Consider the following 16,029-nt stretch of genomic DNA (forward strand, 5'->3'; position numbering starts at 1 on the left):
CGACTAGGCTGCTGGCGTGGAACCGATCGAGATCAACGCAGGATCCTGGTATCTGCGCGCGCTGCGTGCCGACGAGCGCATCGATGATCGTCCCGCGCTGGCGGCTGGCGGCATCACCGATCCCGAGTACGTGGCCACGCGGTCGGCGCAGTGGGCGGATGAGTCGCATTTCTCCTGGGCGGTCTGTGTGCCGACGACGGCCGAAATGGTCGCCGAGATCGGGGTGACGCCGGGCGCCGACGACACCGCGACCGTCACGGGGTGGGCTCGTCCCGGCGAAGACGAGGCGTTGGCCGCCGGACTTGCCTCGGTTCACCGATTCGTCGCGGGCGCACTGGGATTGACGCCGGTACCGGCCTGAGCCGCCCGTTTCGACGCGCTCCCTACCGCATCACCCCGGTGTGCCCGGTGGAGTATCGACCGGGTTGAGGCCACACTGTCAATCCGTGCGGGCCGTGGTCAACGGGGATGCGCGCCAACAGATTCCAGTTGACGATGTCGACCGCGTACACCTCGTTGTTGTGCCGCCCCGACACCCAGAACACCTTGCCGTCGGCGGTGATGTTGCCCATGTCGGGGCTGCCGCCGCCGGGGATGAACCACTTGTGTACCAACCCGTTCGCGGCGAAATCCCAGACCGAGATGCTGCCTTCGTGCCGGTTGGTGATGATCATCTGCTTGGAGTCGCGGGTGATGTAAAGCCCGTGTGCGCCTTTGCCGGTGGGGATGAAGCCGGTGTTGGCGAAGGTGTGCGCGTCGAAGGTGTAGATACCGTCGGCCATCATGTCGGCGACGAAGAACACGTGACCGTCGGGGGAGAGTTTCACGTCCTGCGGCATCCCACCGCGCCCGCCCGGCAGGTCGATCATCTTGATCAGCGTGCGTTGCGCGACATCGAAAACCGCCATGCGCCCGATGAATTCGCAACTGGCCAGGGCGAAGCGTCCGTCAGCGGTGAAGTCCATGTGGTCGACGCCTGCGCACTCCGGGACCGCGAGCGCGTGCAATTTCTGCCAGGTCACCGGATCGTAGAAGTCCAGGGACTTGTCCGCCTCGGCGACGACGAGCGCGAATTTTCCGTCGGGTGTGTAGTACATGTTATAGGGGTCGCGGACCGGAAAGGCCGGTCCCGCAGGCGCTCCCGTGCGCGGGTCGATGGGCAGCAGGCTGCCGCCGCCGATCGGTAGGTCGTTGGTGGCGTAGAGCATCTGCATGTCGTAGGACGGCACCACATGTTGGGGCTCGGAGCCGCCGGAGGAGAACGTGTCGACGACCTGGAAGGTGTTCTGGTCGATCACTGTCACGGTGTTGGACTTGCTGTTGGGCACGTAGACCAGCGGCCGGTGATCGGCGACCGAGGGGCTGAGTTCCCGATTGGCGGCGTATATATCGGTGGGTGAGAGCGGCGGGGGCATGCCGGGCAGCAGGTCGGTCATGTGGGGCGGCATGACGGTCGGCGACGGCGTCGGCGGGGGTGCTGCTGTGGTCTCGACTGTCACCGCTTCGCCGTTCGCGCAACCCGCGGTAACCGCAATCAGCAAGGCAGCGGCAAATTTTCCGATGCGCGGCATCTGTTGACTCACTCGCAGCACAGTTCCACCCCCGGGTGACGTCCGAATGACATGCTTCGGAAGCCTAGAACCCCAACTAGCTAAAAGCGAGCAATTCGGGCAGCGAGCCGCTCACAACCACGGTGCGTCGCCGTTCGACACACCGTGGCCGTGAGCGGCTTACTGTGTGCTACACCGATACTCGCGTGAGCACCGCGTCGAGAGCGTCGACGGCCCGACTCAACTCATCCTCGGTGACCGTCAACGCCGGACGGAACCGGATGCTGCGTTCGCCCGTGCCGAGCAGCAGTACATGCTCCCGTTCGCGCAGTTCCGTCACCACACGGTCGCGCAGTTCCGGGGTGGCCAGGGTGATCGCGCACATCAGGCCGCGCCCCCGCGCCTCACTCACCTGATCCGGATGTGCCGCGGCGAGCTTGCCGAGCCGGTCGAGCAGGAACGCGCCGAGCGGTGCGACCCCTTCGATCAGCCGATCTTGTTCCAGCACTTCGAGAATGCGCCGGGTTCGGACCATGTCGGTGAGGTTGCCGCCCCAGGTGGAGTTGAGCCGTGAGCTGACGTTGAACACATTGTCGGGCACCTCGTCGACGCGCCCGCCCGCCATGATCCCGCAGACCTGGGTCTTCTTGCCGAAGGCGATCACGTCGGGCTGCACGCCCAATTGCTGGAAGGCCCAGGTGGTTCCGGTCAGGCCGACGCCGGTCTGCACCTCGTCGAGGATGAACAGCGCGTCGTTGGCGTGACACAGCCGCTGCACGGCCAGGAGAAATTCCGGTCGCAGGTGGCGGTCGCCGCCTTCACCCTGGATGGGCTCGGCGATGAAGCAGGCGATGTCGTGCGGGTTGTCGGCGAAGGCCTGTTCAGCCTGTGCCAGCGCGCGCGCTTCGAGTGCGGCGATATCGGGCCCGGCGAAGGTGTGGGGGGTGTCGATGCGCGGCCAGTCGAATTTCGGGAAGCGCGCGGTCTTGACCGGGTCGGTGTTGGTGAGCGACATCGTATAGCCGCTGCGGCCGTGGAAGGCGCCGGTCAGGTGCAGCACCTTGGTGCCGAGTTCCGGTGCGCGGCCGTGTGATTCGTTGTGCCGACTCTTCCAGTCGAAGGCGACTTTCAGCGCGTTCTCCACCGCGAGCGCACCACCGTCGACGAAGAACAGGTGCGGTAGGTGGGGGTCGCCGAGCACGCGGGCGAAGGTGTCGACGAAGCGGGCCATCTCGACGGTGTAGATGTCGGAGTTGCTCGGCTTGTTCACGGCGGCGGTGGCCAGTTCGGCGAGAAAATCCTCGTCGCCTGCCAGCGCGGGATGGTTCATCCCGAGCGCGTTGGAGGCGAAGAAGCCGAACATGTCGAGATAGCTGGTGCCGTCGCGTTCGTCGACGAGCGTGCGGCCGTGCGACTTGCGCAGGTCGAGCACAAGGTCGAAGCCGTCCGCGAGGATGTGCGAGGACAGGATTTCGTTGACCCGGTTGGCGGGGATGACCGCCGCGCCGGGGCGCTCCAGTTCGATGGTCACGAAATCGACGATACGCAAATATTTACGGAAGTTCTACGGATTCGCGAATCAAATTACGAAGGATCGCTACCTGTCATAGAATGTCTGCAGGATGATCGTGCTGCGGGTGTGCACGTTGGCCGTGGCTCTGATCTCCTGCAACAGATGTTCCAGATGCCGGGGCGAGGCCACCCGCACCAGCAGCACGTAGCTCTCCTCGCCCGCCACCGAGTGGCAGCCCTCGATGCCGGGGATGTGCTGCAACAATGCTGGCGCGTCATCGGGCTGGGACGGGTCGAGAGGAGTGATCGCGACGAACGCCGACAACAAGTGCCCGAGCGCTTCGGGGTCCACCTGCGCCGCGTATCCGCGGATCACGCCGCGCGCTTCGAGCCTGCGCACCCGCGATTGCACCGCGGAGACCGACAGGCTGGCCTTCTCGGCCAGGTTCGACAGTGTGGCGCGACCGTCGGCCATCAGTTCTTTGATCAGTAGTCGATCGATGTCGTCGAGCTGGGGTCGAGCCGGTGTATCCGCCATCAGCGAAGGCTAACTCAGCGCGGGTCTCGCGCGGGGAAAACTTCTTTCCGTTCCCCTCTGAATTCTCCCGAACTTTTCCGTGATTCGTACCAAACAGCAGAAGGTGAGCAGAGTACCGATGACGCAGACCGTGAACTTCTCCGAGCAGCTTTCCCTGCGCGCCAGGGCGCTGCTGCACACCCTCGGTGCCGAGGTGCCCGAGCCCGGCCCACTGCTCGCGCGCACGCCGATTTCCGGGGGTGTGCTGTTGCCGCTGACTACCGACTCCCCTGCCGACGTCGACGCCGCGATCGGCCGCGCCGCGACGGCCTTCGAGGCGTGGCGCACCTTGCCCGCGCCGGTGCGGGCGGCGTTGGTGCGCAGGCTTGCCCAGTTGCTGGTGACCCATCAGGACGAGCTGGCCGAGCTGGTGACCCTGGAGGCGGGCAAGATCGGGCCCGAGGCGCTGGGTGAAGTGCAGGAGATGATCGACGTCTGCGAGTTCGCGATCGGGCTGTCGCGCCAACTCTACGGCGCCACAATGCCTTCCGAGCGTCCCGGCCATCGACTCATGGAGACGTGGCATCCGCTCGGTGTGGTCGGGGTGATCTCGGCGTTCAATTTCCCTGTGGCGGTGTGGGCTTGGAACACGGCGATCGCGTTGGTATGCGGTGACACCGTGGTGTGGAAGCCGTCGGAGACCACGCCGTTGACGGCGTTGGCGTGTCACACGTTGCTGCGGCGCGCTGCGGTTGATGTGGGTGCGGATCCCGAAGTGCACCAACTGATTCAAGGTGATGCGGCTGTCGGCTCGGCTTTGGTAGACGACCCCCGGGTCGCTTTGGTGAGCGCGACCGGGTCTGTGCGGATGGGCGCCACTGTCGCCCCGCGTGTTGCGGGGAGGTTCGGGCGGTGCCTGCTCGAGCTGGGCGGAAACAACGCCGCGATCGTCGCTCCGAGTGCGGATCTGGAACTGGCGGTGCGCGGCATCGTCTTCTCAGCGGCGGGAACTGCGGGCCAGCGGTGTACGAGTCTGCGGCGGTTGATCGTGCATCGTTCGATCGCCGACCAGCTGGTGGAACGACTCGCCGCCGCGTACAGCCAACTGCCCGTGGGCAATCCGCTCGACGACGGGGTGCTGGTCGGGCCGCTGATCAACGAACGCGCCTTCACCGCGATGCAGGAGGCACTGGTCGGTGCGGTAGCCGAGGGTGGCGACATCATCTGCGGCGGTGAGCGAGTCGAGATCCTCGGCCCCGACGCCTACTACGTGCGACCCGCCCTCGTCCGGATGCCGGCCCAGACCGAACTCGTGCGCGAGGAGACCTTCGCGCCGATCCTGTACGTGCTGACCTACGACGAACTCGACGAGGCCATCGCACTCAACAACGGTGTTACGCAGGGGCTTTCGTCGTCGATCTTCACCCTCGACCAACGGGAGGCCGAACAGTTCCTCGCCGGGTCGGACTGCGGCATCGCCAATGTCAATATCGGCACCTCGGGCGCGGAGATCGGCGGCGCGTTCGGCGGGGAGAAGCACACCGGCGGCGGCCGTGAGTCGGGCTCGGATTCCTGGAAGGCCTACATGCGCCGGGCCACCAACACCGTCAACTACTCCACCGAGCTCCCCCTCGCTCAGGGCATCCATTTCGGCTGATCAGGGGGCGATTTCGTCTTTGGGCCCACCCCGTGTAAAGTTGTCTTTGCAACGCGGGATGGAGCAGCTCGGTAGCTCGCTGGGCTCATAACCCAGAGGTCGTAGGTTCAAATCCTGCTCCCGCTACTACGGAGAAGGCCCCGGAATTTCGATTCCGGGGCCTTCTTCTATTGTCCGAGCCGTAGCGTCCAGTTCCCCCGATAGTGCAGTCGCGTGACGCTCGCGGGCGGAACATCCATGCGCCAGAACGACTTCGCGGGTGCGTCGAGCACCACCAGCAGCGCCGCCCGCACCACGGCCGGATGCGTCACCGCCACGGTGTCACGTCCCGACGACGCGATCTCGGCCAACCAGAACCGCACCCGATCGACCAGATCGGTCACCGATTCCCCACCGTGCGCACGGAATTCGGGATCGGTCAGCCAAGCGAACAACTGGTCCTGGGCGAGCTTGCCCATCTCCACGCCCCGCCACGACCCCGCGTCCAGATCCCGTAATCGCACGTCCTGTTCGCCGGCGAGGCCCAGTTCCTCCGCCGTCTCCCGAGCCCGCCGCTCCGGGCCCGTGCGCACCAGCGCGTCATCTAGGGGCACACAGGCCCGCACCGCGGCCCGCCCCGACTCGTCAAGGGGTTCATCGACAGGAAAACGCGCCTTACGTACCGCCTCGGTAAGGCCATGGCCGACAAGGTCGACTCTCAGCACCGTTTGCACGAGAGTCGAGGGTAGCCAGGAGTGCGACCCACGCCGCACCCCGGCCCGGTCAGCGGCCGATCGATGCAGGTCGGGGTGCGTGCGGTCGGCGAAGTTGTCGGTGGGTCGGTGCACACTTGGTGCTATGGATCGGTTCTCCCCCGCGACAGCCCAGTGGTTCGACGGCGCCTTCCCCGGCGCGACGTCGGCCCAGCTCGGCGCGTGGGACGCGATCGCCGCCGGGGAGAACACCCTCGTCATCGCGCCGACGGGGTCCGGTAAGACCTTGTCGGCGTTCCTGTGGGCCATCGACCAGCTGGCGCAGCGGGAGCCCTCCTCGGAGAAGGTCCGCGGCACTTCCGTGCTGTACGTGTCGCCGTTGAAAGCCCTGGCTGTGGACGTGGAGCGCAACCTGCGGGCGCCGCTGGTGGGAGTGACGCAGACGGCGAAACGGTTGGGGCTCGACCCGCCGGACATCTCGGTCGGCGTGCGCTCCGGCGACACCCCGCCCGCGCAGCGCCGGGCCATGTTGCGCACACCGCCCGACATTCTCATCACCACGCCCGAGTCTCTGTTCCTGCTCTTGACCTCGGCCGCTCGCGAGACGCTGGCCCAGGTCAACACGGTGATCGTCGACGAAGTGCACGCCATCGCCGGGTCCAAGCGTGGCGCGCATCTGGCGTTGTCGCTGGCACGACTGGATCAGCTCACCGACAAGCCCGCGCAGCGGATCGGGCTCTCGGCGACGGTGCGGCCACCCGAGGAGGTCGGGCGGTTCCTGGTCGGGAACGCACCGATCACCATCGTGCGCCCGCCCGCGCCGAAGACCTTCGACCTGTCGGTGCGGGTGCCCGTGGCCGATATGACCGATCCCGGCGGCGACTCCGATCAGCCGGGGTCGATCTGGCCGCACGTCGACGAGGCCATCGTCGACCTGGTCCTCGAGCACCGATCCTCGATCGTGTTCGCCAACTCACGGCGGCTGTCCGAACGGCTGACCGCGCGACTCAACGAGACCTACGCCGCCCGCCTCGGCGAACCGGTGGAGACCGAGCACAAACCACCCGCCCAACTCGGGCCGTCCACCGAGGTGATCCACGGGGCCGAACACCTCCTTGCCCGCGCCCATCACGGATCGGTCAGCAAGGAACAGCGGGCCATCATCGAGGACGACCTCAAGACCGGTCGCCTGCGGTGTGTGGTGGCCACCAGCAGCCTCGAACTCGGCATCGACATGGGTGCGGTGGACCTGGTGGTCCAGGTGGAGGCGCCACCATCGGTGGCCAGTGGGTTGCAGCGAGTCGGGCGCGCCGGGCATCAGGTCGGTGAGATCTCGCGCGGCGTGCTGTTCCCCAAGCATCGCACCGACGTCATCCACTGCACCGTCGCCGCCCAGCGCATGCTCGCGGGTGAGATCGAAAAACTCCAGATCCCCGCGCACCCACTCGACATCCTCGCCCAGCAGACCGTCGCCGCCTGCGCACTCGAACCGATCGACGTGGACGCCTGGTTCGATATCGTCCGCTCCACCGGCAGCTACGCGAACCTGCCCCGCTCGGCCTACGAATCGGTACTCGACCTGCTGGCCGGGCGCTATCCCTCCGACGAGTTCGCCGAACTGCGTCCGCGCGTGGTGTGGGACCGCGACGCGGGCACCATCACCGGCCGCCCCGGTGCACAGCGTCTTGCAGTGACCTCCGGTGGCGCGATACCCGATCGTGGCATGTTCGCGGTGTTCATGGTGGGCGAAAAAGCTTCTCGGGTGGGCGAACTCGATGAGGAGATGGTCTACGAATCCCGCGTGGGTGATGTGTTCGCGCTGGGTGCGACCAGTTGGCGGATCGAGGAGATCACCTTCGATCGAGTGCTCGTGTCGCCCGCGTTCGGAATGCCGGGTCGTTTGCCGTTCTGGCATGGTGACGGGTTGGGCCGCCCGGCCGAATTGGGCGCTGCGCTGGGTGAATTCGTGCGGACCGCAGGTCAGGTGCCTGCGGATGAGTTGAGCCGGATCGTGGCGAACATGGGGGCCGAGCCCCTCTCCGGCGAACAGGGCAAGTCCGCCGCACGGCTGGAGCAACTGGTGCGAACGGCTGGGCTCGACCAGAACGCGACGGCGAATCTGGTGAGTCTGCTCGAGGAACAACGCAGCGCCACCGGACAATTGCCGACCGATCGCACGCTGGTCGTGGAGCGATTCCGGGATGAACTCGGCGACTGGCGACTCGTGCTGCACTCCCCCTACGGCACCCCGGTGCACGCGCCGTGGGCGCTGGCGGTCGGTGCGCGACTGCAGGAACAGTTCGGCATCGACGCCGCACCGACCGCCTCCGACGACGGCATCGTGGTGCGCCTGCCCGACACCACCGACCAACCACCCGGTGCCGAACTGTTCGCCTTCGAGCCCGACGAGATCGACGACATCGTCACCGAACAGGTCGGCGGCTCAGCCCTTTTCGCCTCCCGCTTCCGCGAATGCGCCGCCAGGGCACTGCTGCTGCCCCGCCGCGACCCCGGCAAGCGCGCACCGCTGTGGCAGCAACGGCAGCGCTCGGCCCAATTGCTGGACGTGGCACGCAAATTCCCGCAGTTCCCGATCCTGCTGGAAACAGTCCGCGAATGCCTGCGCGACGTCTACGACCTGCCCGCCCTGCGCGACCTGCTCACCAAGGTCGCCCGCCGCGAGATCCGCCTCGTCGAAGTCGAAACCGCGAGCCCGTCGCCCTTCGCAGGCGCCCTGCTGTTCTCCTACATCGGCCAGTTCCTCTACGACGGCGACAGCCCACTGGCCGAACGCCGCGCCGCCGCACTGGCGCTGGACTCCAGTCTGCTCGCCGAACTCCTCGGCCGCGTAGAACTGCGCGAACTCCTCGACCCCGCCGTCATCACCCTCACCGAACAAGAACTCCAACGCCTCACCCCCGAACGCCACGCCCGCGACGCGGAAGGCCTGGCGGACCTCCTACGCCTCCTCGGCCCCCTCACCCCCACCGAAGCCGCAGCCCGCTGCGTGCCTCGCCTCGGCACACCATCCGCCGCTCATCACGCGGCGGCCATGGAAAGCCGCGCTCCCGACGAATACCGAACCCACGAGCGCGCCTCGGAATCCGGCGAACTCGCCGCTCGGGACGGAGCTGAGGCATTCGGTGGTGGGGTACCCACCGAGGACACCGGACTCGATTTCGGCGACGATCTGCTCGCCGATTCCGATGCGCCAGCGTGGTTCGCGGAACTGCGCGATTCGCGGCGTGCGCTGGAGGTTTCGTTCGCGGGGCGGACCTGGTGGGTGGCGGTGGAGGACGCTGCTCGGCTGCGGGACGCGCTCGGGGTGCCCCTGCCGATCGGGGTGCCCGCGGCGTTCATCGAACCGGTGCCCGATCCGCTCGGTGATCTCGTCGGGCGGTATGCGCGCACCCACGCACCGTTCACCACCGCCGCGGTCGCCGAACGCTTCGGCCTGGGCACAGCTGTTGCCGCGACCTCGCTGCACCGCCTGCTCGCCGAAAAACGCGTGGTGGAGGGTGAATTCACGCCGGATGCCGCCGGTGGTGAGTGGTGCGACGCCCAGGTCCTTCGCCGCTTGCGCCGACGTTCGCTTGCGGCCGCCCGGCACGAAGTCGAGCCGGTGTCCACTGCCGCATTCGCTCGGTTCCTGCCGTCCTGGCAACACGTCGGATCCGGCGAGCTGCGCGGCGTCGACGGCGTGGCAACGGTGGTGGAACAGCTTGCGGGCGTGCCGATTCCGGCATCGGCATGGGAGTCGCTGATCCTGCCCATGCGAGTCCGCGACTACTCCCCCGCCATGCTGGACGAGCTGATGGCGACCGGCGAGGTGGTGTGGTCGGGCCACGGCGCCATCACCGCCCGCGACGGCTGGATCGCCCTGCACCTGGCCGAACAGGCTCCGTTCACCCTGCCGCCCGCCGACGAGATCGACGCCACCGACATCCAGCTCAGCCTGCTCGTTGCCCTCGGCGCGACGCTGGAGCCCGGACCCGTGCCGATTGTCTCCGACGCACCCGGTGCGCGACCGAAGGCTGCCCGCGGAAAGGCGGCCACCGACAAGGTCATCGACCTCGACGCCGCGCCCACTGATTCCGAACACGTTGCGGCCGCCGATCTCGCTGGCACCACGCGATTGCCTGCCACGTTGAGCGGCGGCGGCGCCTACTTCTTCCGCCAGCTCTCCGATGCCGCCGGTCTACTCGACGACAAGGCCGCCGGGGACGCCCTGTGGCAGTTGGTCTGGGCCGGATACGTCTCCGGCGACACCTTCGCCCCGGTGCGCGCCCTGCTCTCCGGCACCGCCAAATCCACCACCGCGCACCGCACCCCACGCCGCGCTCCCCGAGGACGTGCCTACCTCCCGCGCCCCTCGATGCCGACCCGGTCGGGCCCACCGACCCTGGCCGGCCGCTGGTCGATCCTGCCCGAACGCGTGCAGGACAACACCGTTCGCGCCCACGCCACCGCCGATCAACTCATCGAACGCTACGGTGTGCTCACTCGCGGTTCGGTGCAGAACGAAGGGATCTCCGGCGGTTTCCAGCTGATGTACCGGGTGCTCACCGAGTTCGAGGATCGCGGCCGCTGCCGCCGTGGCTATTTCGTCGACACGCTCGGCGGTGCGCAGTTCTCCACCACCGACACCGTTGACCGTCTGCGCTCGTTCGACACCGACCGCGACAACCCCAGAGCGGGCGTCGCGCTGGCCCTGGCGGCATGCGACCCGGCCAACCCCTACGGTGCCGCACTGCCCTGGCCGAAGGGCGACGCCGAAGGCGGTCATCGACCAGGTCGCAAAGCGGGCGCCCTGGTGGTGCTGGTCGGCGGCGAACTCGTGCTCTATTCGGAGCGCGGCGGCAAAACCCTGCTCAGCTTCACCGAGGACATCGGTCTGCGCCGGGCGGCGGCGATCGCGCTGGCCGGTCTGGTGCGCGACCGCAGGGTCGACAGTTTGGTGATCGACAAGATCAATGGAGATACCGTGCACGGCAACCTTTTCGCCGAAATCCTCACCGAAGCCGGTTTCTCGATGACGCCGAGCGGTCTGCGACTGCGCAGGCAGGTGTAGGCGAATGCCCGAGGGCGACACCGTCTTCCGCACCGCCGAACGCCTCCGCACGGCATTGGCCGGTAAGACCCTGACCCGCAGTGACTTCCGGGTACCGCGCTATGCCACGGTCGATCTGGTCGGCGATCTCGTCGAGGAGGTCGCCAGCTACGGCAAACACCTGTTCATCCGCACCGACCGCGTGAGCATCCACACCCACCTGAAAATGGAAGGCGAGTGGCGGGTGTTCCACTGCGGCCAGCGCTGGACCAAACCGCGCGTCACCGCACGACTGGTGCTCGGCAACGACGAGGTCGAGGCCGTCGGTTTCTCGCTCGGCAAGGTGCAAGTACTGCCGCGCGCCGACGAACACACCGTCATCGACCACCTCGGTCCTGACCTCCTCGGACCCAACTGGGACCCGCCCGAGGCCCTGCGCAGACTCACCGAATACCCCCGCCGTGCCATCGGTCTCGCCCTCCTCGACCAGCGCAATCTGGCAGGCATCGGCAATATCTACCGCAGCGAGATCTGCTTCCTCCGCCGCGTCCACCCCACCACTCCCGTCGGCGAGATTCCCGATCTCCCTGCGCTCGTCGACGAAGCTCACCGTGTCCTCGGCAAAGCCGCGCACCAACCTCCGTGGCGTCCCATGGTTTACGGCCGAACCCGCCGGCCCTGCCCCCGCTGCGGTGCCACCATCGCCTCCCAACTCCTGGGCGAGGACGACCCCGCCGACCGCATCACCCAGCGCGAACGCGGCATCTACTTCTGCCCGCGCTGCCAACCGCCACCCTGAATTCGACATGCGAGGCGCTACGCCCTCCGATACGATCGCGAAATTGTTTTCACCGCTAAGGACCTACCCGGTCCGGCGGTGTCCTGACATATCCCCAGGTAGAAAGCAGGTTTCGTGATGGCGTGTCGGATCAGCGAGTTGGTACTCGGTTGCCGCGACCCCGAGGTCCTTGCCACGTTCTGGTGCGAGGTACTCGACTTCGTCGTCCTCGATCGAGAGGACGACGGCACCATCGAGATCGGCCCGCGCGAAGGATTCGGCGGCCCGCAGCCGACGATCATTCTCAGCAGCAGGGAAGAGCCAGAACACGGGAAATCCCGCCTGCACATCGACGTCAACGCCACCGACCGTGATCAGGATGCCGAGCTAGAGCGCCTGCTGAAAATCGGGGCGCGCCCGGCCGACATCGGCCAGACCGGCGAGGAGAACTGGCACGTCCTCGCCGATCCCGAGGGCAACGAGTTCTGCCTGTTGAAGGCGCGCATCGACCCGGTCTGAGCCTCAGCGGTCCTGCGGCACCGGCTCCAGCAGTTGCGGCCGCGGCTCGGGCGCCGCAGCACGCAGCGCGTCGGCGGATTTGTCGTCGGGTTGGGTCTGCGATTCGATCTCGGACCGCACCCGCGCCTGATACGTGGACACCTCGCGGTCGATATCGTCTGTGTCCCAACCGAGTACGGGTGCGACGAGGTGCGCGACCTGCTCGGCACTGTTCGCGCCGCGATCGGCGTATTCGATCGAGATGCGGGTGCGCCGGGCCAGGATGTCGTCGAGGTGCAGCGCGCCCTCGGCGGCGGCCGCGTAGACCGCTTCGACCTGCAGGTAGGCGGGGGCGTCGGTAATGGGTTGCAGCAGTTCGGGTTTGCCCGCTGCCATGGCGAGCACCTCGTCGACGAGGGATCCGTAGCGGTCGAGCAGGTGGGTCATCCGGTACGGGTGGATGCCGTAGTGCTCGGCGAGCTGCACGGTCTGATTCACCAACGCGAAGTAGCCGTCAGCGCCGAGCAGCGCCACCTTCTCGGTGATCGACGGCGAGACTCGGGCCGGGATGTCTTGTGCCGCTTCGTCCATCGCGTCCGCCGCCATCACCCGGTAGGTGGTGTACTTGCCGCCCGCGATACTCACCAATCCGGGCGCGACCCTGGCCACGGCGTGTTCGCGCGAGAGCTTCGAGGTCTCGTCGTTCTCCCCCGCCAGCAGTGGACGCAGGCCCGCATAGACGCCGTCGATGTCGGCGTGGGTGAGCGGGGTGACCAGTACCTCGTTGACCCGGTCGAGCAGGTAGTCGATATCGGCCTTGGTCGCCGCGGGGTGGGCGAGGTCGAGATTCCAGTCGGTGTCGGTGGTACCGACGATCCAGTGCGCGCCCCACGGGATGATGAACAGCACCGAGGTGGAGGTGCGCAGGATGATCGCGGCATCGCTGACGATGCGGTCGCGCGGCACCACGATGTGCACGCCCTTGGACGCTCGCACATGGAATCGGCCGCGTTGACGCGACAGGCTCTGCACCTCGTCGGTCCACACACCCGTCGCATTGATCACCACGCTCGCGCGCGCCTCGCCGGTGCGCCCGTCCTCGGTGTCGCGCAGTTTCACCCCGACGACCCGGTCGGCTTCGCGCAGGAATCCGACGACCTGGGTGGAGGTGCGGATCACGGCGCCGTAGTGGGCGGCGGTGCGGGCGACCGTCATGGTGTGGCGGGCGTCGTCGACGACGGTGTCGTAGTAGGTGACGCCGCCGATCATCGAATCGCGGCGCAGGCCGGGAGCCAGACGTAGTGCGCCGTGACGGGTCAGATGATGCTGTCCCGGAACGGATTTCGCGCCACCCATGGTGTCGTACAGGGTGAGACCCGCGGCGACGTAGGGCCGCTCCCACACGCGATGGGTCAGCGGGTAGAGGAAGCGCAGTGGTTTCACCAGATGCGGCGCGAGCGTCGACAACGCCAGCTCGCGTTCCTTCAGCGCTTCCCTGACCAGGCCGAACTCGAGCTGCTCGAGGTAGCGCAGGCCGCCGTGGAACATCTTCGACGACCGGCTCGACGTGCCCGACGCGAGATCGCGGGCCTCGACCAGCGCGACCGACAGCCCGCGCGTCGCGGCATCGAGCGCGATGCCCGCACCGACGACGCCACCGCCGACGACCAGCACGTCGAACTGATCCTTACCCAGCCGCTCCCAGGCGGTCCGCCGATGTTCGGGCCCCAGGTCACCCGGCCCGAGCCGGTCCCGCTTCCCGCCCGCGACCAACTCACCCGGATGCAGGAACGGAAACTCCGGTGTCTGCGACATTCTTCGACTCCTCGCCGCCGACCGATTCCGGCCGGTCCCAGTCGACAGTTGGGGGCAAACGCCGCGTTCCGGGCGCCGCTGCGTACACGCTAAACCTAGCGGCCGATCGGCGCTCGGGACGTGTCCGGCGAGGCGTGTGCGCGAAATTCGTCGCCGACGCCAAAGGTTGCGGACGCCGGCTCCAGTTTCGGTAACCTGCATCAATGCGTCGCTATGTGGCTGCCATCGATCAGGGGACGACCTCGAGTCGGTGCATCATCTTCGATCGGCAGGGTCGGATCGTCGGGACCGCGCAGCGGGAGCATCGCCAGATCTTCCCGAAGCCCGGCTGGGTGGAGCACGATCCGGCGGAGGTGTGGCGCAATACCGAGGCGGTGCTCGGTGCGGCGCTGGGCACCAGCCGGTGTTCGGCCGGGGATCTGGCCGCGGTCGGCATCACCAATCAGCGCGAGACCACCGTGGTGTGGGATCGGGCGACCGGCGAGCCCGTGTACAACGCGATCGTCTGGCAGGACACCCGCACCGATCAACTGTGCACCGAACTCGCGGGAGACCAAGGGCCGCAACGCTATGCGGACCGCACCGGCCTGCCGCTGTCGACCTATTTCGCCGGTCCGAAGCTGCGCTGGATCCTCGACAATGTCGACGGCGTCCGCGAACGTGCCGACGCCGGTGACCTGTGTTTCGGCACCATGGACAGCTGGGTGCTGTGGAAGCTGACCGGCAAGCACCTCACCGACGTCACCAACGCCTCCCGCACCATGCTGATGGATCTCCGTACTCTGCAATGGGATTCACAGATCTGCGCCGATTTCGACATCCCGATGTCGCTGCTGCCACAGATCCGCAGCTCGTCGGAGGTCTACGCCGACATCACCTCCGGCCCCTTCGAAGGCATCCCGGTCGCCGGAATTCTCGGCGATCAGCAAGCCGCCACCTTCGGCCAAGCGTGCCTGTCCCCCGGCGAAGCCAAGAACACTTACGGCACAGGCAATTTCATGCTTCTCAACACCGGCACCGCGCCCGTGTTCAGCAAACACGGCCTCCTCACCACCGCCTGCTACCAACTCGGCGACACCCCAGCGGTGTACGCCCTCGAAGGCTCCATCGCCGTCACGGGCTCCCTGGTCCAATGGCTACGCGACAACCTCGGCATCATCTCCTCCGCCGAGGAAGTAGAACCCCTGGCCCGCTCGGTCGAAGACAACGGCGGCGCCCACTTCGTCCCCGCCTTCTCCGGCCTGTTCGCCCCCCGCTGGCGCCCCGACGCCCGCGGCGTCATCGCCGGCCTCACCCGCTTCGTCACCAAAGCCCACTTGGCAAGAGCCGCACTGGAATCCACCGCCTTCCAAACCCGCGAAGTAGTAGACGCCATGCGAGCCGACGCCGCCGCCCAACACCTCGACCTCGAACTAACCACCCTCAAAGTCGACGGCGGCATGACCGGCAACAACCTCCTCATGCAATTCCAAGCCGACATCCTCGACGTCCCCGTAGTCCGCCCGGTAGTCCGCGAAACCACCGCCCTCGGCGCCGCCTACGCCGCAGGCCTAGCAGTCGGCTACTGGTCCGACCTGGAAGACCTCCGAGCCAATTGGATAGCCGACCAAACCTGGACCCCCGAGATGTCCGAAGAAGAACGCAACCACCGCTATGCCGACTGGAACAAGGCCGTAGAACGCACCTACAACTGGGTCTGAAGAACCCGCGGAAATCCCGAAATCCGCTGTTGAAGCAACTGGGGTTCAGTGACTTCCGAGATCGATCGTCAAGATCTTGACCACCGGGTGGGCGTCGCCGTTGCCGCCTTCTGTCGTGTCATTGCAGTACTGGTAGTCGATTCGTCCCGCGCCACTGATCTCGTAGTGGACGGTGCGCGAATACCCCCGCCCACTTCGGGCCGTGGTGCTTGCCCCGCAGAACGGTCGATGATCCGACCGCAGGCGGTCTGCCCGGTGTC

11 protein-coding genes and 1 tRNA gene are annotated in these 16,029 nt (G+C 67.1%); 7 read left to right on the forward strand and 5 right to left on the reverse strand.

From position 1 onward, the window contains the following. Positions 1–16 precede the first annotated feature (16 nt). Positions 17–361, forward strand: a complete 345-nt coding sequence (locus ACFWUP_RS20975; protein ID WP_379236715.1) for a hypothetical protein — start codon at positions 17–19, stop codon at positions 359–361. A 22-nt stretch (positions 362–383) separates the two neighbouring features. Here ACFWUP_RS20975 and ACFWUP_RS20980 read toward each other — a convergent pair whose 3' ends face one another. The 3 genes from ACFWUP_RS20980 to ACFWUP_RS20990 all read right to left on the reverse strand — a co-directional run bounded on the left by ACFWUP_RS20980 (position 384) and on the right by ACFWUP_RS20990 (position 3,600). Next, positions 384–1,499, reverse strand: a complete 1,116-nt coding sequence (locus ACFWUP_RS20980) for a hypothetical protein (RefSeq protein WP_379236717.1) — start codon at positions 1,497–1,499, stop codon at positions 384–386. Positions 1,500–1,740: 241 nt separating this feature from the next. After that, on the reverse strand, positions 1,741–3,081 hold the full coding sequence (gene lat / locus ACFWUP_RS20985) for an L-lysine 6-transaminase (RefSeq protein ID WP_379236719.1): 1,341 nt from the start codon (positions 3,079–3,081) through the stop codon (positions 1,741–1,743). A gap of 66 nt (positions 3,082–3,147) precedes the next feature. Next, positions 3,148–3,600, reverse strand: coding sequence for an Lrp/AsnC family transcriptional regulator (locus tag ACFWUP_RS20990; RefSeq protein WP_056818059.1), 453 nt, complete (start codon positions 3,598–3,600; stop codon positions 3,148–3,150). Positions 3,601–3,718: 118 nt separating this feature from the next. Between ACFWUP_RS20990 and ACFWUP_RS20995 the strand changes: the two genes are divergently transcribed. After that, positions 3,719–5,236 carry an aldehyde dehydrogenase family protein gene (locus ACFWUP_RS20995; protein ID WP_379236721.1) on the forward strand — a complete coding sequence of 506 codons (1,518 nt, stop codon included), beginning with the start codon at positions 3,719–3,721 and terminating at the stop codon, positions 5,234–5,236. 52 nt (positions 5,237–5,288) lie between these two features. Then, positions 5,289–5,362 (forward strand) — tRNA-Met (locus ACFWUP_RS21000). 41 nt (positions 5,363–5,403) lie between these two features. Here the strand turns inward: ACFWUP_RS21000 and ACFWUP_RS21005 are convergent. Continuing rightward, complete coding sequence (locus ACFWUP_RS21005) at positions 5,404–6,063, reverse strand: histidine phosphatase family protein (protein WP_379236723.1); 660 nt, start codon at positions 6,061–6,063, stop codon at positions 5,404–5,406. Between the two features lie 10 nt (positions 6,064–6,073). Between ACFWUP_RS21005 and ACFWUP_RS21010 the strand changes: the two genes are divergently transcribed. The 3 genes from ACFWUP_RS21010 to ACFWUP_RS21020 all read left to right on the forward strand — a co-directional run bounded on the left by ACFWUP_RS21010 (position 6,074) and on the right by ACFWUP_RS21020 (position 12,275). Continuing rightward, positions 6,074–10,999 carry a DEAD/DEAH box helicase gene (locus tag ACFWUP_RS21010; RefSeq protein ID WP_379236725.1) on the forward strand — a complete coding sequence of 1,642 codons (4,926 nt, stop codon included), beginning with the start codon at positions 6,074–6,076 and terminating at the stop codon, positions 10,997–10,999. A 4-nt stretch (positions 11,000–11,003) separates the two neighbouring features. Beyond that, positions 11,004–11,777 carry an Fpg/Nei family DNA glycosylase gene (locus ACFWUP_RS21015; RefSeq protein ID WP_379236727.1) on the forward strand — a complete coding sequence of 258 codons (774 nt, stop codon included), beginning with the start codon at positions 11,004–11,006 and terminating at the stop codon, positions 11,775–11,777. A gap of 117 nt (positions 11,778–11,894) precedes the next feature. Next, complete coding sequence (locus tag ACFWUP_RS21020) at positions 11,895–12,275, forward strand: VOC family protein (RefSeq protein ID WP_379236729.1); 381 nt, start codon at positions 11,895–11,897, stop codon at positions 12,273–12,275. A 3-nt stretch (positions 12,276–12,278) separates the two neighbouring features. Here ACFWUP_RS21020 and glpD read toward each other — a convergent pair whose 3' ends face one another. Continuing rightward, positions 12,279–14,069: a glycerol-3-phosphate dehydrogenase gene (glpD, locus tag ACFWUP_RS21025; protein ID WP_379236731.1), complete on the reverse strand. Its 1,791-nt coding sequence runs from the start codon at positions 14,067–14,069 to the stop codon at positions 12,279–12,281. Between the two features lie 203 nt (positions 14,070–14,272). Between glpD and glpK the strand changes: the two genes are divergently transcribed. Next, positions 14,273–15,769, forward strand: a complete 1,497-nt coding sequence (gene glpK / locus ACFWUP_RS21030; protein WP_379236733.1) for a glycerol kinase GlpK — start codon at positions 14,273–14,275, stop codon at positions 15,767–15,769. Positions 15,770–16,029: the final 260 nt, after the last annotated feature.

Source organism: Nocardia sp. NPDC058658 (genome assembly GCF_042716665.1).
GTDB lineage: Bacteria > Actinomycetota > Actinomycetes > Mycobacteriales > Mycobacteriaceae > Nocardia.